22 protein-coding genes are annotated in these 25655 nt (G+C 70.0%); 19 read left to right on the forward strand and 3 right to left on the reverse strand.

Annotation, left to right across the window (positions count from 1 at the left end):
• Window positions 1-73: 73 nt before the first annotated feature.
• On the forward strand, window positions 74-691 hold the full coding sequence (locus ACWEQQ_RS07300; protein WP_452338921.1) for a LysE/ArgO family amino acid transporter: 618 nt from the start codon (window positions 74-76) through the stop codon (window positions 689-691).
• Between the two features lie 128 nt (window positions 692-819).
• Here the strand turns inward: ACWEQQ_RS07300 and ACWEQQ_RS07305 are convergent, their stop codons facing one another.
• From ACWEQQ_RS07305 to ACWEQQ_RS07315, 3 genes are all read right to left on the reverse strand, one after another.
• Window positions 820-1629 (reverse strand): hypothetical protein, encoded by an 810-nt coding sequence (locus tag ACWEQQ_RS07305; RefSeq protein WP_452338920.1) that lies wholly within the window; start codon window positions 1627-1629, stop codon window positions 820-822.
• An 88-nt stretch (window positions 1630-1717) separates the two neighbouring features.
• On the reverse strand, window positions 1718-2728 hold the full coding sequence (locus tag ACWEQQ_RS07310; protein ID WP_452347589.1) for a Gfo/Idh/MocA family protein: 1011 nt from the start codon (window positions 2726-2728) through the stop codon (window positions 1718-1720).
• 14 nt (window positions 2729-2742) lie between these two features.
• Entirely contained in the window at window positions 2743-3747 is a 1005-nt protein-coding gene (locus tag ACWEQQ_RS07315; protein ID WP_452347590.1) for a LacI family DNA-binding transcriptional regulator, read from the reverse strand.
• A 252-nt stretch (window positions 3748-3999) separates the two neighbouring features.
• Between ACWEQQ_RS07315 and ACWEQQ_RS07320 the strand changes: the two genes are divergently transcribed.
• The 18 genes from ACWEQQ_RS07320 to ACWEQQ_RS07405 all read left to right on the forward strand — a co-directional run bounded on the left by ACWEQQ_RS07320 (window position 4000) and on the right by ACWEQQ_RS07405 (window position 25615).
• Window positions 4000-4917, forward strand: a complete 918-nt coding sequence (locus tag ACWEQQ_RS07320; RefSeq protein ID WP_452347591.1) for a TIM barrel protein — start codon at window positions 4000-4002, stop codon at window positions 4915-4917.
• An 18-nt stretch (window positions 4918-4935) separates the two neighbouring features.
• Window positions 4936-5931 carry a sugar ABC transporter substrate-binding protein gene (locus ACWEQQ_RS07325; RefSeq protein ID WP_452347592.1) on the forward strand — a complete coding sequence of 332 codons (996 nt, stop codon included), beginning with the start codon at window positions 4936-4938 and terminating at the stop codon, window positions 5929-5931.
• Window positions 5932-5950: 19 nt separating this feature from the next.
• Window positions 5951-7006, forward strand: coding sequence for an ABC transporter permease (locus ACWEQQ_RS07330; protein WP_452347593.1), 1056 nt, complete (start codon window positions 5951-5953; stop codon window positions 7004-7006).
• Window positions 7003-7815, forward strand: a complete 813-nt coding sequence (locus ACWEQQ_RS07335; RefSeq protein WP_452347594.1) for an ATP-binding cassette domain-containing protein — start codon at window positions 7003-7005, stop codon at window positions 7813-7815. Before ACWEQQ_RS07330 ends, ACWEQQ_RS07335 begins: the two co-directional genes overlap by 4 nt.
• Window positions 7812-8750 carry a 5-dehydro-2-deoxygluconokinase gene (iolC, locus tag ACWEQQ_RS07340; RefSeq protein ID WP_452347595.1) on the forward strand — a complete coding sequence of 313 codons (939 nt, stop codon included), beginning with the start codon at window positions 7812-7814 and terminating at the stop codon, window positions 8748-8750. Before ACWEQQ_RS07335 ends, iolC begins: the two co-directional genes overlap by 4 nt.
• A complete protein-coding gene (locus tag ACWEQQ_RS07345; protein ID WP_452347596.1) occupies window positions 8741-9634 on the forward strand; it encodes a Cgl0159 family (beta/alpha)8-fold protein in 894 nt (297 codons plus the stop codon). The genes iolC and ACWEQQ_RS07345 overlap by 10 nt, the downstream gene beginning before the upstream one ends.
• Entirely contained in the window at window positions 9631-10533 is a 903-nt protein-coding gene (gene iolB, locus ACWEQQ_RS07350) for a 5-deoxy-glucuronate isomerase (RefSeq protein WP_452347597.1), read from the forward strand. The genes ACWEQQ_RS07345 and iolB overlap by 4 nt, the downstream gene beginning before the upstream one ends.
• On the forward strand, window positions 10530-12395 hold the full coding sequence (gene iolD, locus ACWEQQ_RS07355; RefSeq protein ID WP_452338910.1) for a 3D-(3,5/4)-trihydroxycyclohexane-1,2-dione acylhydrolase (decyclizing): 1866 nt from the start codon (window positions 10530-10532) through the stop codon (window positions 12393-12395). The genes iolB and iolD overlap by 4 nt, the downstream gene beginning before the upstream one ends.
• Window positions 12396-12546: 151 nt before the next feature.
• On the forward strand, window positions 12547-14049 hold the full coding sequence (locus ACWEQQ_RS07360) for a hypothetical protein (protein WP_452347598.1): 1503 nt from the start codon (window positions 12547-12549) through the stop codon (window positions 14047-14049).
• A 108-nt stretch (window positions 14050-14157) separates the two neighbouring features.
• Window positions 14158-15309, forward strand: coding sequence for a serine hydrolase domain-containing protein (locus ACWEQQ_RS07365; RefSeq protein WP_452347599.1), 1152 nt, complete (start codon window positions 14158-14160; stop codon window positions 15307-15309).
• A 327-nt stretch (window positions 15310-15636) separates the two neighbouring features.
• Window positions 15637-16569, forward strand: coding sequence for an alpha/beta hydrolase fold domain-containing protein (locus tag ACWEQQ_RS07370; RefSeq protein WP_452347600.1), 933 nt, complete (start codon window positions 15637-15639; stop codon window positions 16567-16569).
• 26 nt (window positions 16570-16595) lie between these two features.
• On the forward strand, window positions 16596-17171 hold the full coding sequence (locus tag ACWEQQ_RS07375) for a TetR/AcrR family transcriptional regulator (protein ID WP_452347601.1): 576 nt from the start codon (window positions 16596-16598) through the stop codon (window positions 17169-17171).
• Window positions 17168-18571, forward strand: a complete 1404-nt coding sequence (locus ACWEQQ_RS07380) for an FAD-dependent monooxygenase (protein ID WP_452347602.1) — start codon at window positions 17168-17170, stop codon at window positions 18569-18571. Before ACWEQQ_RS07375 ends, ACWEQQ_RS07380 begins: the two co-directional genes overlap by 4 nt.
• Window positions 18572-18776: 205 nt before the next feature.
• Complete coding sequence (locus tag ACWEQQ_RS07385; RefSeq protein ID WP_452347603.1) at window positions 18777-20729, forward strand: MFS transporter; 1953 nt, start codon at window positions 18777-18779, stop codon at window positions 20727-20729.
• A gap of 44 nt (window positions 20730-20773) precedes the next feature.
• Window positions 20774-21688 (forward strand): winged helix-turn-helix transcriptional regulator, encoded by a 915-nt coding sequence (locus ACWEQQ_RS07390; RefSeq protein WP_452347604.1) that lies wholly within the window; start codon window positions 20774-20776, stop codon window positions 21686-21688.
• A gap of 69 nt (window positions 21689-21757) precedes the next feature.
• Window positions 21758-23218 (forward strand): carotenoid oxygenase family protein, encoded by a 1461-nt coding sequence (locus ACWEQQ_RS07395; RefSeq protein ID WP_452347605.1) that lies wholly within the window; start codon window positions 21758-21760, stop codon window positions 23216-23218.
• 14 nt (window positions 23219-23232) lie between these two features.
• Window positions 23233-24438, forward strand: coding sequence for an LLM class flavin-dependent oxidoreductase (locus ACWEQQ_RS07400; RefSeq protein WP_452347606.1), 1206 nt, complete (start codon window positions 23233-23235; stop codon window positions 24436-24438).
• On the forward strand, window positions 24431-25615 hold the full coding sequence (locus tag ACWEQQ_RS07405) for an acetyl-CoA C-acyltransferase (RefSeq protein WP_354846448.1): 1185 nt from the start codon (window positions 24431-24433) through the stop codon (window positions 25613-25615). The genes ACWEQQ_RS07400 and ACWEQQ_RS07405 overlap by 8 nt, the downstream gene beginning before the upstream one ends.
• Window positions 25616-25655 lie beyond the last annotated feature (40 nt).

Genomic DNA, 25655 nt, shown 5'->3' on the forward strand with positions numbered 1-25655 from the left:
AGTAAGAAATCGTAATGGTGCCTCAGAATCTTTAGCTGGCCTGGTGCTGGACGCCTGCCCTACTTTCGAGCGTGTGAACGCATCATCGGCGGCCCTGGCGGCCATTTCGGGACTCGGATTCGGCCTGTCGCTCATCGTGGCGATCGGTGCGCAGAACGCCTTCGTGCTGCGTCAGGGGATCCGGCGCGAGCATGTCCTGCCGGTGGTCGCGGTGTGCATCGGCTCCGACGTGATCCTCATGACCCTGGGTGTCGCGGGCTTCGGGGCGATCGTGAACTCGGCCCCGATGATCATGACCATCGCCAGGTACGCGGGGGCGGCCTTCCTGCTGGGCTACGCCGCCCTCGCCGCCAAGCGCGCGTTCTCCGCCTCCGCCCTGTCCGCGGGCGGCGGCGCGCCCATCGCGCTGGGCGCGGCCGTGGCCACCTGCCTGGCCGTCACCTGGCTCAACCCGCACGCCTATCTGGACACCGTCGTACTGCTGGGATCCTTCGCCAATACCTATGCCACCCCGGATCGCTGGTTCCTCACCGCGGGAGCCATTGCGGGCAGCCTGATCTGGTTCGTCTCGCTCGGCTTCGGCGCCCGGCTGCTGGCCCCGATCTTCGCGAAGCCGCGCGCGTGGCGGGTGCTGGATTCGGTGATCGCCCTCGTCATGACGGGTCTCGCTGTCGGTTTGCTGGTGAGCTGAAACCCTGGGTGGCGGTGACGGCGGTCACATGCGTCTCACCGACGGCCGGATCGCCGAGGTGTGGGGCGTGGCCGACACTCTCACCCAGCTGATCCAGCCGGGTGTCGTCACCCTGTGGGAAATCGGTCTCAGGACACGGGCTTCCACGCGCCGACGTAGTTGCCGTTGTTGTTTCCGCTGGTGGGCAGGCAGGTGACGGCCCGGCCGCTCGAGGACTTGGCCACCACGTCCTTCTTGAGATTGCAGATCGTGCCGGGCTCGTGCGTTCCGCTGGTCACGGGTCCCGGGCTGTCCCACACATAGGTCGGCGTGGTCGATCCCGCGCGGCGCGAGCACAGCAGCTGGGTGCCGTTCGGGGCGTAGCCGAAGGTCCCGGCCTCGGTCGCGTTGCACGGGAATCCGAGCGAGGGCGTGCTGACCGACAGCCAGCGGAGCGTGTCGTCTCCGGCCACATTGCAGGTCAGGACCGAGCCGTCGCCCGCGACAGCGGTCTGACCGGCCTGGGTGCAGGTCCCGCTGACCGCGGCCGCGCTGGTCGTCGTGGCGGTCGTGGTGGTGGTGGTGGTCGTCGTCGTGGTGGTGGCCGTGTCGGGCGCCGTGGTCACCTCGGCCGCCTGTGCGGTTGTCGTGGGTGACGCGGGTGTGGTGGTCGTGAGCACGATGCGCGTCGGCGCGGGGCCCGTCGTGGCATTCGGTGCCGCGTTCCAGCTGCCGTGGCCGGACAGGAGCAGGCCGCCGATGGCCAGCAACGCTACGGCGATCGTGGCCGTGAGACCAATGATCACGTACCGGCTGGCCTGCGAATTCCGCGGCCGGCCGCCACCGGGCCCGGCCTGCCGCCCGTCGTGGTCCTCGCGCACCGCGTCGAACACGACGGTGTCCTGCGTCCACAGCTCGTCCTGCGGATGATAGCCCGGTGGTATCGAATTGCCGCTCATCCCAATAGCTCTCGTCTCGGTGGTCCCGCTGTGATCACCGGGCACACCGAAGGGTAAACGGGGAGACCGCGCTGCGGTAGCCGAAGTTTCAGCGGCGGATGTCGGCCAGCCGCACCGGCTTGCCCTGATGCCGGGACAGCTCGCAGGCCTCGGCGATGTAGAAGGCCTCCAGGGCGTCGGCGGGCGGGCACGGATTTGCCAGCCGGCCGGTGATCACGCCCAGGAAGGTGGCCAGCTCCTCGGTGTAGGCGCCGTGGAAGCGGTCCATGAAGCCCGGATAGGCGGGCAGGCCCGAGGGCGATTGGCCGGGTTCGACCGAGTGCAGCGGAGCGCGCTCGTCGAGCCCGACGATGGCATTGCCCTGAGAGCCCAGCACTTCCAGCCGCACGTCGTAGCCCGCACCGTTGTAGCGGCTGAGCGCGACATTGGCCAGCGAGCCGTCGTCGAGGCGCAGCACCACCGCGGCGGTGTCGACATCGCCCGCCTCGGCGAAGAACCGGTCTCCGCGATTGGATCCGGTGGCGTAGACCTCCACCACCTCGCGGCCGCTGACCCAGCGGATGATGTCGAAATCGTGGACGCCGCAATCGCGGAACAGGCCGCCCGAGCGCGGAATGTACTCGGCGGGCGGTGGCGCGGGGTCGAGGGTGGTGGCGCGCAGGGTGTGGATCCAGCCCAGATCCCCGGCGGCGACGGCGGCGCGCGCGGCCCGGTACCCGGCGTCGAAGCGGCGCTGGAAGCCGATCTGGACCGGCACGGTCGAGCGCTCCACGCGTTCGACCACCTGCAGCGTGCCCAGAATGTCTGCGGCGATGGGCTTTTCGCAGAAGACCGGGATGCCGCGGTCGACGGCGGCGGTGATGAGGGCCGGATGGGAATCGGTGGCGGTGGTGATGACCAGGCCGTCGATACCGGCGGCGAAGAGCGCCTCGACATCGGGCGCGTACTCCACCTCGAGCTTGTCGGCGGTGGCGCGGGCGCGTTCGGCATCGGTGTCGGTGACGACGACCGCGCCCACGCCCGGTAGGGCCCTGAGGGTTTCGGCGTGGGAGGTGCCGATGCGGCCGGTGCCGGCGAGGCCCACTGTGATCGGGGACATGGCGATGGCTCCTGTCAGTCGCGGGGTGGGGCGGTGGTCGAGCGGACGACCAGGGACGGCTCCAGGCGTTTGCGCACCGGGTCGGTGCGGTCGGCGCGCAGTCGCTCGGTGAGGGCCTCCACGGCCAGCCCGCCGATGCGGGTGCGCGGCTGGTCGATGGTGGTGAGTGCGACGTGCCGCAGCGCCGCCAGCGAGGTGTTGTCGTACCCGACGACCGAAACGTCCTCGGGCACACGCAGTCCCGCCTCTTCGAGCGCGGCCATCGCGCCCACGGCGTTGAAATCGTTGCCGCACACCAGTGCGGTGGGAAAAGTGCCGGGGGAGAAGATGTTCAGCAGGGTGCGGACGGCGGCCGCGCCCCCCTCGTCGGTGTGCTCGCTGGGAATCACCATGGGTTCGAGGTGGTAGCGGGCCATGGCGGCGGTGTAGCCCTTGCGCCGCGGCGGCGCCGCGAAGGCCGCGCCGCCGTCGAGGTGCACGATGCGCCGATGTCCCAGGGCGACAAGGTGATCCACGGCCAGCGCCGCGCCGAGCTCGCCGTCGTCGTTGACGGTGTCCACGGCCGGGCTGGTGGAGGTGCGTGAGACCAGGACGACCGGGCAGCGCGCCGCCGCGTCGCGAATGGCGGAGGCCGGCAGCACCGGGGAGAGCAGGATGACCCCGCCCGGGCGGAAGCCCAGCAGGCTCTCCAGCGCGGTCCGTTCCCGTGTCGCGCTGCGGCGGCCGGTATTGAGGATGAGCTCCAGTCCGGCCTGCCGCGCCGCCTCGTCCATGCCCTCGACCACATCGGCGAAGAAGGGATTGCGCAGGTCGGACACCATGACTCCGACGATATTGGAGGTGCGGCTGGCCAGCGACCGCGCCATGGCGTGCGGCTGGTAGCCGAGTTCGGCGGCCGCGGTGAGCACCGCGCGGCGGCGGTGCTCGCTGACCTTGGGGGAGTTCCGCATGACCAGCGAGACCAGTGCACGGGAGACGCCGGCGCGGGCGGCGACGTCCTCCATGGTCGGTCTGGTCATGGTCGCCTCCCGTCGGTATCGATGTGTGTCGCACGCTACAGCGTTGCCGTGGCCCGAGGCAATGGAGCGCTCTAATCGGATATTCTGGACATCGGTATCCGGCGCCATTTCGCCTGGAAGGCAGCATTTTCCAGGTTTACGCACTACTTTTCGGCACATGTCGAACCCTTGACACCGGAGTGAGCCAGGTTACATTGTTGGAGCGCTCCAACGAGCCTCACCGATGGCCAACGACGGGTCTGGGAAGTGCCGATGACCGAACCGCTCCATCCACTGCGTATCACCCCCTTGCGCATCGCCGCCGCGCCGATCTCCTGGGGAGTCTGCGAGGTCCCCGGCTGGGGGCATGTCCTGGAACCGGACATCGTCCTGGCCGAGATGGCAGACCTCGGCATCACCGCCACCGAGTTCGGCCCGCCCGGCTACCTACCCGACGACCCCGTCGAGCTACGAAAGACCCTGAGCACCTACGGTATTGAGCCGATCGGCGGCTTCCTCGCCCTGGTGCTGCACCGCGAACCCGACCGGGCCGTCACCGCCGCCCGCGCCGCGGCCGAGCGGTTCGCGGCGGCCGGCGCCGAGATCCTGGTGCTGGCCGCTGCCACCGGGCAGGACGGGTACGACACCCGGACGCCCCTCGGTGATCGTGAATGGCGGACCCTCATCGACACCGCGGCCGTGGTCGGCGAGATCGCCGCCACCCACGGCCTGCGCGTCGCTCTGCATCCGCATGTGGGCACCCACGTCGAGACGGCCGCCGAGGTCGATCGCTTTCTCGCCGACTCCGGGCTGGACCTGTGTGTGGACACCGGGCACCTGCTCATCGGCGGCACCGACCCGGTCGATCTGGTCCACCGTCACGCGGATCGCCTCGGGCATATCCACCTCAAGGATGTCCGCGCGGCCGTGGCCGCCGAAGTACGCAGCGGCAGTATCGAATACAGCGAGGCCGTTCGGCAGGGGCTCTATGTTCCGCTGGGTACCGGAGATGTCGATATCGCGGCCCTGATCCGCGCGGCGCACGCCGGGGGATACCGGGGCTGGTACGTGATCGAGCAGGACACCGCATTGCGTCCCGGCGCTACCGCCGCGGGCCCGACGGGCGACGCTCGGCGAAGTCTGCGATACCTGGCCGAGATCGGCGCCGGTCTCGCCTCGGCTCGGATCTAGTGGGAGGTGACGACGACGATGTCCGCAATCTCCCGATCGCGCGGCCGCCGCTGGCTGCGCCTGTCGCCCTGGCTCGCGGCGGCGGCCGTGCTCGCCGCCTGTAGCGGCCCCGGTGCCGATGTCACCGGACCCGCCCAGGCCCCGGTCGCGGTGGGCACCCTGAAGTCGGTGGCCGTGGTGACGCACGGCTCGCCCGGTGACGCCTTCTGGAACGTGGTCAAGAACGGTGCGGAAGCCGCCGGGAAGGATCTTGGTGTCCGGGTCGAGTACAACTCCTCGGGCGATCCGACCCAGCAGGCCAAGCTCATCGACAATGCGGTGGCCCAGGGCGTGGACGGGCTGGTGGTGTCCATGGCCAACCCGGACGCGCTGAAGCCGTCGGTCGAGAAGGCCGTCGCCGCCGGGATTCCCGTGGTGACGATCAACTCCGGGGAGGCCGAGAGCGTCCAGTTCGGGGCCATCGGCCATGTCGGCCAGAGCGAGCGCCTGGCCGGTGAATCCGCCGGGAAGCGGCTGGCCGATGCCGGAAAACACAAGATGCTGTGCGTGATCCACGAGGCCGGGAATGTCGGCGCGAACGAACGCTGCGCCGGCGCCACCCAGGGCTTCGGGGCCGCGACCACGCTGCAGGTGGATATCAACAACCCGACCGATGTGCAGTCGCGCATCAAGGGCGCGCTGGAGGCCGATCGCTCCATCGACGCGGTGCTGACGCTGAATTCGCAGATCGCCGCCCGCGCGGTGGACGCGGTGCGCGAGTCCGCGTCGAAGGCGACGGTGGCCACCTTCGACCTGAATTCCGATGTGGTGAGCGCGATCCGGGCCGGGACGCTGTTGTTCGCGGTGGATCAGCAGCAGTACGAGCAGGGCTATCTGCCGGTGGTGATGCTGAAGCTCTACAAATCGAACCTGAACACCGTGGGCGGCGGCCATCCGGCGCAGACCGGCCCCGCGTTCGTGGACAAGAGCAATGTCGATGCCGTCGCCGCGCTGGTCGGCCAGGGCACGCGGTGACCCGGCGGGAGACGATGAGATGACAACGACGACAACGACATCCGAGACCACCACGGTCGCGCCGCCGCCGGATCGGCTGGCCATCCTCAACCGGCTGGTGGCCCGCCCCGAGGTGGGCGCGCTGCTGGGCGCGGGGGTGGTCTTCGTGTTCTTCGGTCTCGTCACCACGAAATTCCTGAAGCCACTGGGTATTTCGACCTGGCTGGACGACGCCTCCACGCTCGGCATCATGGCGGTGGCGGTGGCCATGCTCATGATCGGCGGCGAGTTCGACCTGTCCACCGGCGTGATGACCGCCTCCACCGCGTTGATCACCGGGCTGTTGGCGGTGCACGCGGGCTGGAATGTCTGGCTCGCGCTGGTGGTTTCGCTGGTCTTCGCGCTCACGGTGGGTGCCCTCAACGGGTGGGTGGTGATGCGCACCGGATTGCCGAGCTTCATCGTCACGCTGGGCACCTTTCTGGCACTGCAGGGCCTGAATCTCGGTGTGACGCGCTGGGCCACCGGCACCGTGCAGGTGTCGGGCGTGCGCGGCGCGGACGGATATCGGTCCGCCGGTTGGGTTTTCGCCTCCACCACCAAGATCGGCAATGCCAGCATCCAGGCGTCGGTGGTGTGGTGGATCGTGGTCACCGCCATCGCGGCGATCGTGCTGGCGCGCACCCGGTTCGGCAACTGGATCTTCGCGGTCGGCGGCTCGCTGCCCACCGCCCGCGCGGTGGGCGTGCCGGCCACCCGCACCAAGATCCTGCTGTTCATGACCACCGCGTTCGCGGGCTGGATCGTGGGCGCGTGCAACCTCCTGCGGTTCGCAGGCGTGCAGGCCAATCAGGGTGTGGGACTGGAGTTCCAGTACATCATCGCCGCGGTGATCGGCGGCTGCCTGCTCACCGGCGGGTTCGGTTCGGTGGTGGGGGCGGCCATCGGGGCGCTCATCTTCGGCATGGCGCGGCAGGGCATCGTGCTGGCGGGCTGGAACAGCGACTGGTTCATGCTGTTCCTCGGCGTGCTGCTGTTCTCGGCCGTGCTGGTCAACAACGCATTCAAGAAGCGGGCGGAAAGGGTACGCCGATGACCGCGACGGACAACGACAGCGCCGGGACCGCGGTGCCGCTCATCGAAACGGTCGGCATCGGAAAGAGTTACGGCGGCGTGGTGGCGCTGCGCGACGTGTCGACGGTGGTGCAAGCCGGTGAGGTCACCTGCGTGCTGGGCGACAACGGCGCGGGCAAATCGACGCTGATCAAGATCCTGGCGGGCGTGCACCAGCACGACACCGGGGAGCTGCGCATCGAGGGGCAATCGACGCGGCTGTCCTCGCCGCGTGCGGCGCTGGATCTCGGCATCGCCACCGTCTACCAGGATCTGGCGGTGGTGCCGCTGATGAGCGTGTGGCGCAACTTCGTGCTCGGCTCCGAGCCGGTCAAGCGCTACGGCCCGCTCGAGCTGCTGGATCGCAGGCAGGCGCAGGACATCGCGCGAAAAGGTCTGGCGGACATGGGGATCGACATCCCCGATCTGGAGCAGCCGGTCGGCACGCTGTCCGGCGGTCAGCGTCAGTGCGTGGCCATCGCGCGGGCGGTGCACTACGGGGCCAAGGTCCTCATCCTCGACGAGCCGACCGCGGCCCTGGGTGTGAAGCAGGCCGGTGTGGTGCTGCGATATGTGGTGCAGGCGCGCGATCGCGGACTGGGCGTCGTGCTCATCACCCACAACCCGCATCACGCCTACCCGGTCGGCGACCGCTTCCTGCTCCTCAAACGGGGCGCCACGCTGGGCAGCTACGAGAAGTCCGCGATCGATCTCACCGAGCTGACCCGGCAGATGGCCGGCGGCGCCGAACTCGAAGCGCTGCAACACGAATTGGAGCGGGTGGTGCCGTGACCGAGCTGGAGGTGCTGACGATCGGCCGGGTCGGCGTCGACCTCTACCCCGAGCAGAGCAGGGTGCCGCTCGCCGAGGTGACGACCTTCGCGAAATTCCTCGGCGGCACGGCCACCAATGTGGCAGTGGCGGCGGCGCGCCTGGGCCGCCGCGCCGCGGTGCTGACCAAGGTGGGGCCGGATGGGTTCGGGGATTTCGTGCGCGATGCCCTCGAAGGGTTCGGGGTGTCGGCACGGTACGTGGGGACGGCGGCGGGACTGCAGACGCCGGTGGTGTTCTGCGAACTGAAGCCGCCCGCGGACCCGCCGCTGCTGTTCTATCGCGCGCCCATCGCGCCGGACCTCACCCTCACCGAGGACGAGATCCCCTGGGACGTGGTCGATTCCGTGCCGCTGCTGTGGGTGACCGGGACCGGGGTGAGCGCCGAACCCGGCCGCACCACCCAGCGGGCCATCCTGGAACGCCGGGCCCGGCGCGGGCACACCGTGCTGGATCTGGACTACCGGCCCATGTTCTGGCCCGATGCGGCGACCGCGCGCACCGAGATCGGCTGGATGGTCGACCACGTGAATGTGGTGGTGGGCAACCGGGCCGAGGTGGAGGTGGCGGTCGGCACCGCCGATCCCGACACCGCCGCGGACCGGCTGCTGGCCCGCGGGGTCCGGCTGGCCGTGGTCAAGCGCGGCGCGGAGGGCGTGCTCATCGCCACCGGCTCCGAGCGCTGGACGGTGCCGCCCTGCCGGGTGGAGGTGCTGTGCGGGCTGGGCGCGGGCGACGGATTCGGGGGCGCGCTCATCCACGGGCTGCTGTCCGGCTGGGCTCCGCATCGCCTGGCCGCCTACGCCAATGCCGCCGGCGCGCTGGTGGCATCGCGGCTGGCCTGCGCCGATGCCATGCCGACCGATGCCGAGATCGAGGAGATGCTGTGCACCTGAACGATGCGCGGTGGTACGAACTGCTGCACACCCGCGCCACGGACCCCGAGGCCGTCCGGCGCGCCTACGCCGACCGGCGGCGACGCGCGAACCTGCTGTCGGACCGCGGCACCCTGTTCCTGGTGGCCGCCGACCACCCGGCCCGCGGCGCGCTCGGCGTCGGCGCCGACCGCACCGCCATGGCCGACCGCCGCACCCTGCTGGAAAGGCTGCTCATCGCGCTGGCCAACCCCGCCGTCGACGGCGTGCTCGGCTCGCCCGACATCGTGGAGGAATTGCTGCTGCTGGACGCCGTGCACGAGAAGATCGTCATCGGCTCCATGAACCGCGGCGGGCTGGCGGGCGCCGACTGGGAGATCGACGACCGCTTCACCGGCTACGACGCCGAAGCGCTGGTGAAGTACCGCCTCGACGGCGGGAAAATGCTGCTGCGCCTGGTCGATTCGGATCCCGGCACCATCCCGACCCTGGAGGCCTGCGCCCGCGCGGTCTCCGAACTGGCCGAGCACGGGCTCATGGCCATGGTGGAACCCCTGCCCTACGCCCGCGACGCCGACGGTGCGCTGACCATGCACAAGGACTCCGCCTCACTGCAGCGAGCCATTACCGTCGCCTCCGGTCTCGGGGTCACCTCCGCCTACACCTGGCTGAAAATACCTGCGCCCGAGGATGTCTCGGTGCTCGACGCCACCACACTCCCCGTCGTCATCCTCGGCGGTGCGCCCTCCGGCGACCCGGAATCCGATCTCGCCTCCTGGGGCGCGGCCCTGCGCCACGATGTCGCGCGCGGCCTGGTGGTGGGCCGCAGCCTGCTCTACCCGCCGGACGGGGATGTCGCCGGTGCGGTGCAGGCCGCCGCCCGGGTGCTGGAGGCGGCACGATGAGCTCGGTGCTGAAGGACCTGCATCGACCGGCCGGAACGCTGGCGGATTCGGGCGATCCCGTGCTGCTGACCCCGGAGGACGCGGGCTGGTCCTACGCCGGGTTGCGGGTGCTGCGGCTGGCGGCGGGGGAGCGGCGGGTGGTGAGCACCGGGGACTTCGAGGCGTTCGTGCTGCCGCTGGCCGGGGCGTGCACCGTGCGGGTGGACGGGCTGGTGTTCGAACTCGCCGGGCGGGATTCGGTTTTCACCCGGGTGACCGACTTCGCCTATGTGCCGCGCGACGCGGAGGTGGAGCTGACGACGGTGGACGGGATCGAGGTGGCGCTGCCGATGGCGCGCTGCGCGAGACGGCTGGACCCGAAATACGGTCCGGCCGAGCAGGTTCCGGTCGAGGTGCGCGGGGCGGGGCGGGCGACGCGGCAGGTCACCAACTTCGGGACGCCGGGCGCGTGGACGCACGCCGACAAGCTGAACGCGTGCGAGCTGCTCACGCCCGACGGGAACTGGTCCTCGTATCCGCCGCACAAGCATGACGAGGCCTCCGAGTGCGAGGTCGTCAACGAGGAGATCTATTACTTCCGCATCGCCGGGCGCGACGGAATCGCCACGGGGCCAGAGGGTTTCGGGATGCACCACATCTACACCGCCGACGGCTCGCTCGACGAGACCGTGGCGGTCCGGGACGGCGATGTGTTCCTGGTACCGCACGGCTATCACGGTCCGTGCACGGCCGCGCCCGGGTACCCCATGTACTACCTGAACGTGCTGGCCGGGCCCGCGCCCGAGCGATCCATGGCCTTCTGCGACGACCCCGCGCACGCCTGGATATGGGCGGCATGGGCGAGCCAGGCGGCGGATCCGCGGTGCCCGGTCACCTCCCACGAAGGACGGCTCGCATGAAGCTCACGACCGCGCAGGCCCTGGTGGCCTGGCTGATCGCCCAGCGCTCCGAAACCCTCGAAGGCGACGAAGTGCCGCTGTTTCCCGCGGCTTTCGGCATCTTCGGGCACGGCAATGTGCTCGGCCTCGGGACCGCGCTGGCCGAGCATCGCGACGAGCTGCCGCTGTGGCGCGGGCACACCGAGGAGGGCATGGCCCTGGCGGCGGTCGGGCTGGCCAAGGCCACGCAGCGGCGGCAGGTCGGGATCGCCACCTCCTCGATCGGTCCGGGCGCGCTGAACATGGTGACGGCCGCCGGTGTGGCACACGCGAATCGGCTGCCCGTGCTGCTGCTCCCCGGGGACACCTTCGTCAGTCGCGCGCCCGATCCGGTGCTGCAGCAGGTCGAGCACTTCGGCGACCCGACCGTCACGGTCAACGACGCGTTTCGTCCGGTGAGCCGCTATTTCGACCGGATCACCCGGCCCGAGCAACTGCTCGCGACCCTGCCGCAGACGGCGCGGATCCTCACCGACCCCGCCGAGGCCGGGCCCGTGGTGCTGGCCCTGCCACAGGACGTGCAGGCCGAGACCTACGACTTTCCGGACGCCCTGTTCGAGCCGGTCGTCCATCACGTGCCCCGCCCACGGCCGGATCGGCGCGGCATCACCGAGGCCGCCCGCGTCCTGCGCGACGCACAGCGTCCCCTGCTCGTCCTCGGCGGGGGTGTGCGGTATTCCGGTGCGGGCGGGCAGGCGCTGGAATTCGCTCAGCGCCACGGGATTCCGGTGACCGAGACGACCGCGGGCCGCACGCTGGTCCCGCACGACCATCCGATCTACGCGGGACCGCTGGGCATCACCGGTGCGGCGTCGGCCAATACCCTCGCGGCGGCGGCGGACGTGGTGCTGGCGGTCGGCACCCGCCTGCAGGACTTCACCACCGCGTCCTGGACCGTCTTCGCGCCGGAAGTCCGTCTGGTCCACATCAATACCGCCCGCTTCGACGCCGTGAAGCACGGCGCGCTGGCCGTGGTCGGCGATGCCGACGCCACCCTGCGCGATCTGGAACCCGAAGTCGGCGAGTGGCGCGCCGACCCGGACTGGACGGCACGGGCCGCCGCGGTCCGGGCGGACTGGGACGCGCACATCGACAAACTGCGCGCGCCGACGCCGGGGACGCCCAGCTATGCGCAGATCGTCGGCGCCGTGAACGATCTCAGCGGCGCCTCCGACTACGTCATGACCGCCTCCGGCGGGTTGCCCGGCGAACTGGTGGGCGGCTGGCGCGCGGCCGGTGGCGTACCGACCATGGATGTCGAATACGGCTTCTCCTGCATGGGATACGAGCTCGCCGGAGCCTGGGGTGCGGCGCTGGCCCGGGCGCGATCCGGTGCCGTGGAACCGGAGGGCCTGGTCACCACCCTGCTCGGGGACGGCTCCTACCTGATGCTCAACTCCGAGCTCTTCTCCGCCGCCTTCGCCGGGCATCCGCTGGTCGCGGTGGTCTGCGACAACGACGGGTACGCGGTCATCGCGCGACTGCAGCAGGGACAGGGGGCCGAGCCCTTCAACAACTTCTACGCGGATTGCCGCACCAATCACGCCACCCCGCCCCGGGTCGACTTCGCCGCGCACGCGCGGGCATTGGGTTGCGCGGTGTTCACCGCGAGCGAACTCGGCGAGTTCCGCGACGCCTACGCCGGCGCCCGCGACGCCGCCCGCACCGGGCAGCGGCCCGCGGTCGTGGTGGTCCGCACCCGCCCGTCGACCTGGACCGAGGCCGGCGCCTGGTGGGAAGTCGGTGTGCCGCAGCATCTCTCGGGACGCGCCGAATACGACCGGAACAAGCCCGGGCAACTGCGCTACACGCGTCCCGCATGATCGACGCCGCCACGCGCGGGTGCTCGGAAATCCGGGCATCCCGCCGGTTGGGCGGCCCGCGCGCCGAATATATGGCAGACTCGGCGCAAACACGCGGACGGTCGCCGATCGGGAAGGCGCGTGCACGGGTTACGGGAGTTTGAAGGTCGCAATGGATCTCAGCGCCATCGAGCGCCAGGTGGCCGCGGATCGCGGGGCCGCGCGGGACCGGACACCCGAAACCGAGCTGGCACTGGCCACCTCGCTGTGTGAGCTCGCCCGCGCGCTCATGGCCACGAAGAACGACTCCGCCCAGCGGGATCGGTCGGCCTCGGCTCTGGAGCCCGCGCAGGAGGCGGTGCTCATCCGGCTGCGCTGGCTCACCGCCGGGCATGTCACCGCGCCCTTCGCCGCCGAGGTGACCGAGGCGCTGCGGTTGTTCGAGCAGGCCGCCCGCACCATCGGGCATCGGGAGCTCGCCACCTCCACCATCCGCAATGCCTGCCAGGCGTATCGGCATGTGGCGCAGAACTATCCGCTCGCGGCGGGCGCGTCCGCGGACGCGCTGTCCAAGTGCAGCGTGTGGCTGTGTCGGCTGGACCCCAAGGCCGCGGTGGCGGCGGGGGAGGACGCGGTGCGCATCCGTGCCGGGCTCTTCGCCGCCGACCCGGATCAGGCCAACCGCTACCTCGCCTCGTTGAACACTCTGCTGCGCACCCTCATGGTGGGCCGCCAGCGCAAGCAGGCGCTGGCCATGTACCGCGAGTGCTACGCGGGTGTCACCACCCCGGCCATGACGCAGCGGCTGCGCGAAATCCGGGTCGAGGACATCGGATTCACCAGCAAGACCGTCACCGCCCTGCGCAAGCTGGAGTGCGCCACCCTCGAACGCGCGGGCTACCTGACCCAGCAGCAGATCCTCTATCAGACGGCCGGTGACCTGGCCACCATCGAGGAGATCAACTGGCAGCTGGCGCTGGTCGGCCTCAAGCCGCTCGCCGCGGGCGCGCTCCCGGACCAGCCGTCCAAACCGGTGGAGATCGGCACCTCCTTCGGCGCGCTGAGCGTGCGCTGCTCCTCGCGCAATGCCGTCACCCTGGTGCGCGCGGCCATCCTCGCCGCCTACACCGCCGACGGCGCGCAACCCGTGCCCAGCTCGGCGTATCTCGGTGTCGACGAAAAGCACTGGAGCACACCCGAACCCGAGCCCAACCGCGCCGAACGACTCGGCGGGGACGTGGTCCTGATCGAGAAGGTCTCCGAGCACTGGGTCTCGGTGAAGAGCCTGAACTGGGAGGTGGCTCCCGTCGGCCGCCACCCGCTGGCGCTGCGCCTGTCGCAGGAGTGGCCGGTCGTCAGCGTCACCACCACCGAGCAGATGTCCTACGAGCTGTGCTGGTACGAAGGCGGCGCCGCCACCCAGTACGCGGCCCTCGGTCTACCCGCGGCCCAGACGCCGCTCGAAAAGCCGCTGGCCCCCTTGGATTTCAAGGCCCTGTCCGACTACGGCGCGGACTACGCCTCCGAGACCCAGGTCCGCTCCGCGTTCGGTAATACCACCATGTTCACCAAGCTCACCTGCCTGCCCGGCAGTGGTATTCGCCAGGCCGCCGAGGCCGGGCCGCTGGCGTCGCACGGCTCCAACATCCTGTATTTCCGCGGCGTCGACGAGTAGTCGGCGCGCTGTTCGCTGCCCCACCGGATATCTCCACGAGGTATCCGGTGCCGGCGCATGTCGTGTCGAGCACTGGCCTGCAAAATTAGAACGTGTTCTAATTCGGTCATGAACGGATTCGTGAAGGGCGAGGTCGATCCCGCCTTCCGGGCTGTGCGCGAGGTGTTCGAATCGAGCTTCGCCGACGGGCGGAACGCGGGGGCGGCGGTCGCCGTTTTCGTGGACGGGCGGGCGGTCGTCGATCTGTGGGGCGGCGTGGCGGATGCGCGGGCGAACCGGCCCTGGGAACGGGACACCCCCGTGGTGACCTTCTCCTGCACCAAGGCCCTCACCGCCACGGCCGCCCTCGCCGTGGCCCACGACCGGGGAATCGGCTGGGACGAACCGGTGACGACCTGGTGGCCGGAATACGGTGCGGCGGGCAAGGAATCGACGACGCTCGCGGACCTGCTGGCCCACCGCGCCGGGCTGCCGGCCTTCGACCGCCCGGTCTCGGTCGAGGAGGCCGCGGATCCGGCGGCCATGGCAGCGCTGCTGGCGGCGCAGGAGCCGATCTGGGCGCCCGGCGCCGAACACGGCTATCACGCGCTGACCTTCGGGTGGCTGGTCGGCGAATTCGTCCGCAGGCATACGGTATCCACGGTCGGCGACTACGTGCGCCGGCACTTCGGCGCGGAGCTGTGGATCGGCGCGCCGCCCCACATCTCGCGGCAGTCCGCGCGCACTGCTTTCCCGCCTGCCTCGGAGATGGCCTGGACCGATCCTGGCCCGATCGACGCGGACGCGGTCACCAGGATGGCCGCCGCCTTCCGCGACCCTGGCTCACTCACGATGCGCGCCTCCACGAATCCCGTTGGCTCGTACAACAAGCCGGAGGTTCTGGCGGGCGGCTGGCCTGCCTCCGGCCTGGTCACCACCGCTCGCGCGCTGGCCCGCTTCTACGGCGACCTGGTGGGCGGTGCCCTGCTGCCCACGGCCGTGCTGCGCGACGCGGTCCGTGAGCAGGTGCGCGGTCCCGACTCGGTGTTGTTGCTGGAGAGCGCCTTCGGGCTCGGATACATGCTCCCGTGTGAGAACTTCATCCTCCCCGAGCCTGCCCGCTCCTCGGCGTTCGGCCACCCGGGCGCGGGGGGCGCACTCGGCCTCGGCGACCTCGACAACCGTGTCGCGATCGCCTTCACTCCGAACCTGCGCCGCGACTGGCTCTCCGGTGATCGCCGCGCCCACGACCTGGTCGCCGCCACCTACAGCGCCCTGTAACCGGGAGCCCCGGATGCCGGATGGCGTAAGTCATCCGGCACCCCTGTACGCGGCGCGTTCCGGCAACTCCGTCGGGCAGCCGCGCCGAGATCTGGATCGGCTCGGCCGTCCTGCTGCTCACCCTGGTGGCGGTGCTGGTCGCGGTGCTGCGGCAGCGGTGAGCGAGGCTGCGATCCCGTGCCCGGCAGACCGGGCAGGGCACCGAGATAAGTCTCCGTGCGCGCCGAGTACCCGCTGAGCAGCAAAATGCTGCATAGGGTTGAAGTGTACGAAACGGTTTCGTACACTTCAGGAGTCCTGATGATCGGCAGCGCGGGGAGGGCTGAAATGTCCAGTGTTAGAGCGCATCTGATGATGTGCGCGATGCGAGTGCTGTGTGTTCGGCGTGGTCTCGACGGGGACGAGCGGATTCGGCGGTCGATCGCGGCGGATCGGCGGAAGGGGCCCGCCGTGCCATCGGCCGCGCTCCGGGCGCGGCTGGACGTGCGGGAGGAGGAGTTCGAGGGACACGGCGTCTATGTCCTGGGTCCGCGATCCGGGCAGCCTCGGCGGCGAGTGCTGTACCTGCACGGGGGCGGCTGGGCGCGGCCCATCACCGACCCGCACTGGGAGACGATCGCGAAACTGGTGGAGCTGCTGGACTGTTCGGTCACCGTTCCGATGTATCCGCTGGCACCCGAGCACACCGCCCGGGAGATCTTCGCGTGGCTGATATCCCTCTACGCCGACCGGGCATCCGGCGACGAGCTGGCGCTCATGGGTGATTCCTCGGGCGGCAACCTCGCGCTGTCCCTGGCGATGCAGGCCCGCGATCGCGGGCTCCCCGCACCGGCGCGGCTGGTCCTGCTCTCGCCGCTGGTGGACGCGACCGTCAGTGATCCGGTGATCGACGAACTCGACCGGATCGACCCGATCATCCCCGCCCGCGGGCTACGAGTGCTGACCCGGATGTTCGCCGGTGATCTCGATCTGAGCGACCCCGTGGTCAGCCCGCTGTTCGGGAGTCTGGACGGGCTGCCGCCGATCGCCCTCTTCAGCGGGACGCGCGAGATCCTCAGCGCCGACGCCCATCGGCTCTGGTCGAAGGCGACAGCGTTGGGCTTTCCGCTGACCTGGCACGAGTATCCGGGGATGCCGCACGTCTGGCCGCTGTTCCCGATTCCCGAGGCGCGGCGCGCGCTCGACGAGATCGCCGCCTTCGTCGTCGGTGCCGGCGGGATCGATCGGGGCCTGTCGCGAGTGCCGGGATTCACGGGGTGAACGAAACCGTGTCGTACTCTTCGGTCGTGGTTCGAGGACAACAGCGTGTCGACGCGATCTTGGCGGCAACCGTGGACCTGGTCGCCGAGCGCGGCTACCCGGCATTGACCATGGACGCGGTGGCCGCGCGTGCCAATGCCAGCAAGGCGACCATCTATCGCCGCTGGCGCAACAAGGCCGAGCTGATCAAGGCGGCGCTGGACGCCCACGACGCCCAGCAGAATGCCGACATCCCGGATACCGGCGGCCTGCGCGGCGATCTGGTGGCGGTGCTGGAAACATTGCGCGACAAGGCGTCCGACCGGATCGCCGCGATGATCGAAGGCCTGATCGCCGCCATGCGCCATGATCCGGAGCTGGCCGCCGCACTCCGGGAGCACACGGAGAACGAGGAGCTGTCCCCGTTCCACGACGCGCTACACCGCGCGATCGCCCGTGGCGAACTACCCGGGGACACCGATACCGAACTCATCCACGACGTGGCCGAGGCAATGATCATGCGCCAGTTGCAGATCGGCGCCCCTTTCGATGCCGCCTTCATCGACCGCCTCGTCGACGACGTCCTACTCGTCCTACTCCAGCATCGAGGAACCACGCAGTGACCGTTCTGATCGTCGGCGCCGGCCCGACCGGGCTCACCCTGGCCTGCGACCTGGCCCGCCATCACGTGCCGTTCCGCATCGTCGACAAGGCCGCCGGAGTCTTCCCGGGTTCCCGGGCCAAGGGTCTGCAACCGCGCACCCTCGAGGTGTTCGAGGACCTCGGCGTGCTCGACGCCATCCGGGCCGGCGGCGAGCCCTTCCCGAAATTCCGTCTGTACCACGGGCGGGAGGTGGTGTGGGAGCGCACGGTTTCCGAGATGCTCGGCGCCCCGGGCCTCACTGCCTCACGGGCGGTGCCCTATCCCGGCACCTGGCTCATTCCGCAATGGCGGACCGAGGAAATCCTGCACGCCCACCTGACCGAACTCGGCGGGCAGATCGAGTGGAACACCGAAATCATCGGTGTCACACAGGATTCCACCGGCGTCACAGCACAGACCGCTGACGGTGAGATGCGCGCCGACTATCTCGTCGCCGCCGACGGTGGACACAGCACCGTACGGAAGGCGCTCGGCGTCGGTTTCGCGGGCGATACCTTCGAGACCGAGCGCACCCTGATCGGCGACGTGCGCGCCGACGGCCTGGATGGCCGGTTCTGTCACATCCTGACCGGGAACGGTGCTGTGGGCGACCGCTTCTCGCTGTGGAACCTGCCGGACAGCGACCACTACCAGTTCGTCGCCTCGATGCCCGCCGACCAGGTGCCGGACCTGACCCTGGACGGGGTGCGCCGGCTGTGCGGGGACCGCTCCGGCCGCACCGACATCCGCCTGCACGATCTGCGATGGATCTCGCTGTACCGGGTGAGCGTCCGCATGGTCGACCGGTATCGGGTGGGCCGGGTGCTGCTGGCGGGCGACGCCGCCCACGTACATTCCTCGGCCGGGGGACAGGGCCTCAACACCGGGGTGCAGGACGCCTACAACCTCGGCTGGAAACTCGCGGCCGTGCAGGCCGGTGCGGACCCACAACTGCTGGACACCTATGCGGCCGAACGAATGCCGGTCGCGTCGGCCGTGCTGGGCCTGACCACCCAGCTGCACCGGCAGGACTTCCACGGCGGCGGGGCACCGGCCATCCACCAGCTCGACATCACCTACCGCAACGGTCCGCTGGCGCTCGACGACCGCAGCGAACCCGGCGAGCTCCGCGCCGGAGACCGCGCCCCCGACGGACTCTCCTCCTCCGGCACGAGGCTTTTCGATGTCTTCCGCGGACCGCATCACGCCCTGCTGGCCTTCGGCGCCCCCACCCCCGACCTCGGCGTCCCCGCGATCGCCGTGCCGATAGCAGAGGGCTACGACGTGGCCCCGGGCACCTACGTCCTGGTCCGCCCCGACGGCTATGTCGGCGCGATCAGCGAATCCGCCGAAGTCATCGGGAAATACCTGCGGCGCTGACTTCGGGGTGCGTTTCCGGGCCACTCGGCAACTCCGCTGCGAGTGTCTGGAACACGCAATTTGTCGCAACTGTCCAGTGCGGATTTCGGTAACAGTGATTCAAGTCACTCATGACCGCTACCCTGTTTTCACCCGGCTGCTCGTGCTGCGTCGCGAAGGGCTTTTCGGCTGCGCGAAACGCCGTGGAGAGAAAGGCGTCTCGAACATGATTAGCACACCGACCGCGGTACACCCGGCCGCGGACTTTCCCCCGCCGACGCTGGTCACCGGGCTGTGGCGGCGCAAGCTGCCGCACTATCCGGAAACGCCCGCCCGATCCTGGTATCTGTTCCTCGTTGTCGTCGTGTCGGTAGCGCTGTACTACCAGCTGTTCGTGTCCGGCGCGGTCGGCAATCAGCTGATCGCCTACTTCAATCTGAGCTTCCGGTACTTCGTCGGCATCTTCATCATCGGCGCGGCCTTCGGGGCCGTGGCCTCGGTGGTGACCGGGGTGCTCGACCGGTGGGGGCGGGCCAATATCGTCGCCTACGGCACGGTGATCACCTCGCTGCTCACGCTGTTCGCGCAACCGCAGTGCACGACCAAAGAGGCGTACCTGGCCGTCTACTGCATGATCAGCATCGTCGAGGGCGCGGTGCTGGTGGCCACGCCCGCGCTGGTGCGCGACTTCTCGCCGCAGCTGGATCGCGCCTCCGCCATGGGGTTCTGGACCCTCGGCCCGGTGCTGGGCGCGCTGGTCACCACCGAGATCTCCACGCACACCCTCGACGCCCACCCGGACTGGCAGTTCCACTACCGGCTGGCCGGCATCATCTGCACGGTGATCTCCGTGTTCGGCCTGATCGGGTTGCGTGAGCTCAGTCCGAGACTGCGCGACCAGATCATGGTGTCGCTGCGCGACAAGGCGCTGATCGAGGCACGGGCGCGCGGACTGGATGTCGAGGCGCTGGAACGCAATCAGTGGAAGCAGATGATGCATCTCGACATCGTCGGCTCGGCGCTGGCCATCTCGATCTTCCTGGCGTTCTTCTACACCATCGTCTCGTTCCTGCCGGTCTACATGGCGACCAACTTCGGCTTCACCGCCGCACAGGCCAATTCGCTGGGCAACTGGTACTGGATCGCCTCCGCCATCTCACTGGTGCTGACCGGCATCGTGTCCGACGCGATGAAGGTGCGCAAACCGTTCATGGTCTTCGGCGCGATCATCAGCATCATCGGCTGCTACCTGTTCCTCAGCTACACCGACAAACCCGGCACCGACTACTACACCTTCGCGGCGGTCATGAGCTTCACCGCCGTCGGCACCGGCATCGCCTACTCCACCTGGATGGCGAGCTTCACCGAGACGGTGGAGAAGCGGAATCCGGCGGCCACGGCGGTCGGGCTCGCGGTGTGGGGCGGCGTGCTGCGGACCGTGGTGACGTTCGTGCTGCTGGGTCTGCTCTTCGTGGTCACCGCCGCGGGCACGCTGGTGAACTACGGTCCGCGGCTGCAGACCATCAATGCCAAGTACCACGACGAGATCGCCACCATCCAGACCGTCGGCGCGGATACGCTCACGGCCCTGGGCAAGAATCCGAATGACGAAGCGGCACAGGTCGCCGCGCTGGTGAAGCTGACCGGCGATTCCGCCTCGGACGTGAAGACCACCGTCGAACTCAATGCCAAGTACCCGGACGAGCTGGCCACGCTCCAGGCGATCGACACGCAGGTCCTGGTGAAGCTAATGACGAACCCGAACGATCAGGCGAGCGCGGCGACCGCGGTCGGCCAGGTCGCGAAGAAGTTCAACATCCCGCCGGATCAGGCCATCGCCCGGATCACGGCCGCGCAGAAGGTGCCGGTCGATCAGCTCGCGGTGGCCTCCCAGACCGGACCGGCCCTGACGGCGGCGAGCGCCAAGCTCAAGGCCGTGAGCGCCATACCCGCCGACGATCTCGCCTATCTGTCCGCGCACGGGCAGGACGTGAAGCAGGCCCAGATCGACTCGCCCGAGCAGTGGAAGCGCTGGTGGTGGATCTGCCTGGTCGCGCAGATCTGCTTCATCCCGTTCGTGTTCATCATGGCCGGACACTGGAGCCCGAAGAAGGCGGCCGAGGAGGCGGCCGAGCACGACGCGGCCGTGGAGCGTGAGCTGGCGACCATGACCGAGTAGGCGGAAACCGTGCAGGTCCCCACCCATAAAGTACAGTTATTGAAGTGACGAATCCGGTAGCCGCGACCTTCGATCTGCTCGGCGATCGCCTGACGCTGACGATCCTGCGGCACGCCTTCGTCGACCACGCGCGCCGGTTCACCCAGTGGGCCGATCGCGCCGCAGCGCCGCCCGCCGTGCTCACCGCGCGGCTGGCGGCGCTCGTCGATGCCGGGGTGCTGGTACGCACGCCCCGGCCGGGCGCGGTCGATCGCTACGAATACCGGCTCACCGACCTGGGTTTGGCGACCTGGGAGATCCTGGTGTGCGTCTGGTCCTGGCAGCGGGAGTGGACGGCCGAGTGGGCGCTGCTGCCGGAGTTCACGCACACCCGGTGCGGGCATCGCGGCCCGCCGGTCGTCATGTGCCGGGGCTGCGGCCGCGACGTCACCGCCCACGACACCGAGGTGGAACTGGATCGGGATGCGCTGTGGCGCCTCACCTCCGGCCGCCGGCGCTCGGTGCGGGCGGCCCCGCTCGCCCGCGGCGACGCGCGTTTCGACGAGATCATGGAGGCCATCGGCGACCGGTGGAGCGCGGCCGTCACCGGGCTGGCCCTGGCCGGGGCGCGGCGGTTCTCGGATTTCCGTGCGGCACTGGGCATCTCACCGACCACGCTCACCGAACGGCTGGCGCGCCTGGTGGACGCGGGCATCCTGCAGCGGCCCGAGCCGGACGGGCGCGACTATCGGCTGACCCCGCGCGGGCGAGCGCTGTTCGGGGTCTTCGCCTTCCTGCTGGCCTGGTCCCAGCGCGCACATCCGGAGACGCCGGAACCGGGTCTGAGCCTCCGGCACAAGGAATGCGGCGCGGTGCTGGTCCCCGCGCTGCGCTGCCGGGGCTGCGCGGCCGTGCTCGGCCGGCGGGACGTGCGCTTCGAGCCGCCGCCCGAGCGCCCGGCTCTTGACAGCCCTGAGTGAGACGCGTATCACTTCATTAACTGTAGTGAATCTCGCCGGGTGTCGACTCCCGGTCGCTGGAGGCTTCGCATGCCGCTCAACGAAGAACTCATCGCTCCCGCCGCCGAGGCGCTCACCAACCCGTATCTGGAAGGCCCGTACGCGCCCTGCGCGCAGGAGACCACGGCCACGAATCTCACTGTGCTGCACGGGGAGCTGCCGGCCGACCTCGACGGCGTCTACGTCCGCAACGGCCCCAATCCGCAGTTCGCCCCCATCGGCCGCTACCACTGGTTCGACGGCGACGGCATGCTGCACGCGGTCCACTTCGAGAACGGCCGGGCCACGTACCGCAACCGCTTCATCCGGACGGGCGAGTTCGATGCCGAGCACGCGGCGGGAACCGCGTTGTGGCGCGGCGTGATCGAACCCTGGGAGCACAATCCGCCCGGTGACCGCCGCGAGCGCAATGCGGCCAATACCGATGTCGTCTACCACCACGGCAATCTGCTGGCCCTGTGGTACCGGGCGGGCAAGCCCTACGCGCTCGACCCGGTCAGCCTCGAGACCCGCGGCGTGGACACCTTCCAGGGCACCCTGCGCGGCGAGGTGTCGGCGCACGCCAAGGTGGACGAGCGCACCGAGGAACTGCTGTTCTTCGACTACGGCATCCATTCGCCGTATCTGCGCTACGGGGTGGCCGACCCGGGCGGCACCGTCACGCATTTCACCGGGCTGGAACTACCCGGCCCGCGTCTGCCGCACGACATGGCGATCACCGAGAATCATTCGATCCTCATGGATCTGCCGCTCTACAACGATCCGCGCGCGGCCGCGGCCGGCCGCTTCAAGATCTTCTTCGACCGCACGCTGCCCAGCCGGTTCGCGGTGCTGCCGCGGTATGGCGAAGGGGCGCAGTCGAAGTGGTTCGAGGCCGAATCCGGCTACATCTACCACACCGTCAATTCCTGGGAGGAGGGCGAGGAGATCGTCCTGGTGGTCTGCCGGGTCTCCGAACCCAGCCCGGTGTCCGACCGCGCTCACCCCCTGGCCCAGCTGCTGGCCTATCTGCGCCCGGAAGCGAAGCTGCACAGGTACCGCTTCAACCTCCGCACGGGCGTCACCCGCGAGGAGGTCATGGACGACGTCAACACCGAGTTCCCCGTCATCGATCAGGGCCGCACCGGCCGCGCGGGCCGCTACTCGTATCAGATGCGGCTGTCGGTCGACCGCACCATGATCTTCGACGCCGTCATCAAATACGACATCCGCACGGGCGCAAAGCAGACCGCGCCCTTCGGCGACGGCATCTTCGGCAGTGAGCTCACCGTGGTCCCGCGCCCCGGCGGCACCGCCGAGGACGACGCCTGGCTCACCATGTTCGCCCACAACAACCACACCGGTCTCGGCGAGGTGTGGATCTACGACGCCGCCGACCTCACCGCGGGCCCCGTGTGCCGCCTCGGCCTGCCGGTCCGGGTCCCGCTCGGCTTCCACGCCACCTGGGTCAGCGGGGACCGCATGCGCGCCGCCGCCCGCCCGCTCTCCTGAAAAAGGTTGTCCGCGTGCCCCTTCCGCATCTGAGTGTCAGCCTCCCGTACTGGCAGAACCGTGACCCCCTGGATGCCCTGCTGGTGGCCGAGGCCGCCGACAAGCTCGGCTTCCACCGCCTCTGGATCGGCGAGATGGCGACCTTCGACGCCTTCGCCCTGGCCACCGCCCTGGGCCGGGCCCCGGGCCGGATCCCGCTGTGCCTCGGCCCGCTCGCCGTCGGCGTCCGCAGCCCCGCGACCATCGCCATGGGGACGGCCACCGTGGCCGCCCTCACCGGCCGCCCGGTCGACATCGCCCTGGGCAGCTCCAGCACGGTGGTGGTCCGTGACTGGCACGGCCGCCGAAGGCACCGCACCGCACGGCATCTGGAGGAGACGACCCGGATCGTGCGCGCCCTGCTGGCCGGGGAGAAGGTCGAATACGACGGCCTGATCGAACGCATGCGAGGATTCCGTCTCCGCCTGCCCGCCCTGCGCCCGACCCTGGCCCGCAGCGGATACGGACCGGATGGGCCGGCCGAGATCGGCTGGCCCAGTGTGGGATCCGAGCACGGCCGGGCATCCTCGAACGGCCATGGCCGAGAACATCGGTCGCGGCACCCCACTGGCGGCCCGTCCGGCGGCGAGATCATTGTCGCGGCCTTCGGCGAGCGGGCGCTGGAGGCCGCCGCGCGCTGCGCCGACCGGGTGGTACTGAATCTGGTGACCCCGGCCCAGGTTGCCCGATGTGTCACCGCGCTGGGCGAATTCGCCGCGCGGGCCGGGCGCGCGGCGCCGCCGGTCTCCGTGTGGGTGATCGCGGCCGCGGATCCTGACCCCGACATGTACACGACCGTCCGGCAGGGTGTCGTCGGATACCTGCGCGCCCCCGGGTATGACGCCATGTTCACCGAGGCCGGATTCGGAGACGTGGTCCGGCTGGCGCACGGCGGAGCCCATCCGCGTGCGGTGCTGGCGGCCATTCCGGATGAATTGCCCGCAGCCGTAGGCATGTTCGGCGATACCCGAACAGTGGCGGCCCGCCTCGGCGAGTACGGGGACGCGGGCGCCGACGAGGTGGTCATCGTGCCGGTGACGACGGCCGACGACCCGGCCGGATATCGGACCCTCGACGCGCTCACCGGGATCGTTACGGGATCGGGCCCCGGAGTGCCGGAGACTGGCGGAGAAGAGTCCGACCCGGAGTCGGCAGAACAGCGGAGGCATATCGATGAGTGAGGCGTTCGTCTATGACGCGGTGCGGTTGCCGCGGGGGCGGGTGCGCAAGGGTGGGGGCACCTTGGCGGAGGTTCCGCCGTACGAGTTGTTCGGGCAGTTGCTGGCGGCGCTGGAGGAGCGGGGCTGTCCGCCGGCGGCGGTCGACGACGTGCTGGTCGGGGTGAGTACCGCGGTGGGGGAGCAGGGTGCGAATGTGGCCCGGGCCGCGGTGTTGTGGGCGGGATGGCCGGATTCGGTGCCGGGGGCGGTGGTTTCGCGACTCTGCTGTTCCGGTCTGGACGCGGTGGAGGGCGCGGCGGCGCGGGTGGCGGCCGGGTTCGCGGATGTGATCGTCGCGGGCGGGGTGGAGTCGATGTCGCGGGTGCCGATGCTGGCGGATCGGCCGGCCATCGCCGGGGACGCCGATCTGGGGGAGCGGACCGGGTTCGTCACCATCGGGGTGTCGGCGGATCTCACGGCGGCCGAGTACGGCATCACCCGGCCGGAGCTGGACGCCTTCGCGGTGCGGTCGCATCGAAAGGCCAGCAGCGCAGCCACATCGGCGTCGGTGATCCCGGCCCGCAAGGGCGGCACCGTGCTGCTCGCCGCCGACGAGGGCGCGCGGCCGGACGCGTGCGCGTCGGCCTTCGCGGCGCTGCCCACCCTGTTCGGAGCCGATCCGTCCTGGGAGCGGGTGGCCCGCCGGACGCCGCAGGCGCGGCGTCCCGTCGCCGGGCTGCACACCATTGCCACCGCGCCGCAACTGGCCGACGGGGCTTCGGCACTGCTGCTGGGCAATCGGCGCGCCGAGCACATGCTCGGGCGGCCGCCGGTGGCGCAGATCGTGGGCACGGCCCAGACGGCCGTCCGCTCACCGCTGCTGACCGCGCCGACCAGTGCGGCCCGGGTGGCCCTGCAGCGGGCGGGCATCTCGCCCGCGCAGCTGGATGTGATCGAGGTGAACGAATCCTTCGCCGTCACACCGCTGGTGCTCATGCGTGAGCTCGGAGTGGACGCGGCGCGGGTGAATCCGTCCGGCGGTGCGGTGGCGGTCGGGCATCCGCTCGGCGCGACCGGCGGGATCCTCATCGCCCAGGCGCTGGACGAGCTGCGCCGCCGCGACGGCGAGCACGCGCTGGTCGCCATTCCCGCCGCGCTCGGGCTCGGCTCGGCCGTGGTGCTGCGTCGCATGACCTGACCCGCGGCCCGCACTGTCACCGGACCAGCTGCGCCGTCAC

This window comes from Nocardia sp. NPDC004123 (assembly GCF_053603795.1).